Annotated in this window: 1 pseudogene; it reads right to left on the bottom strand. The window is 60.1% G+C overall.

What is annotated here, in order from left to right:
- Window positions 1–10: 10 nt before the first annotated feature.
- Window positions 11–694 (bottom strand): annotated as a pseudogene (locus NKI99_RS33780) (IS630 family transposase); the annotation flags it as partial.

The following is a 694-nucleotide window of genomic DNA, read 5'->3' as shown; positions in this document are numbered from 1 at the left end:
CTAGAGCGTTTCATATTTTGACGGAAGCGTAGCCTGCGTTTTCGAAGTAGTTCTTGCATTCGGCTGCCTCGATGGTTTCGACGAGGTGGCCGATGTGGCGCCACGTGTCCTCGACGGTGCGTTTCTGAGCTTGTCGCATCCAGTGTTTGATCTTGGCGAAGGCCTGCTCGATCGGATTGAGGTCCGGCGAGTAGGGCGGCAGATACCAAAGCCTGGCGCCGGCAGCTTTGATCGTCTGCCTGATGGCCGCCGACTTATGGCTTCCCAGGTTATCCATGACCACGATGTCGCCGGGCTTCAGCACGGTGATGAGCTGCTGCTCGACATAAGCACGGAAGCATTGGCCGTTGATCGGTCCGTCGAAGACGCAAGGTGCTGCGAGCCGGTCCCAGCGTAGTGCACCGAGGAAGGTCAGCGTGCGCCAGTGGCCGTGTGGAGCCAAGCCGCGCAGCCGTTTGCCTTTCGGCCCCCAACCTCGCAGTGGAGCCATGTTGGTCTTGATCCAGGTCTCATCGATGAAGACCAGGCACTGTGGATCGAGACCGCTTTGCCAAGAGCGCCATCGCTGGCGCCTGCGGGCAATATCGGCACGCGCCTGCTCAAGGGCGAACAGAGTTTTTTTTGAAGCTCAGGCCTTCGCGGCGCAGGAACAGCCACACCGTATTGTGCGAGACCTTGACCCCGCGAGCATCCA

The organism is Mesorhizobium sp. M0239 (assembly GCF_040321815.1).
GTDB lineage: Bacteria > Pseudomonadota > Alphaproteobacteria > Rhizobiales > Rhizobiaceae > Mesorhizobium.
This window is presented reverse-complemented; position numbering and strand designations above follow the sequence as displayed.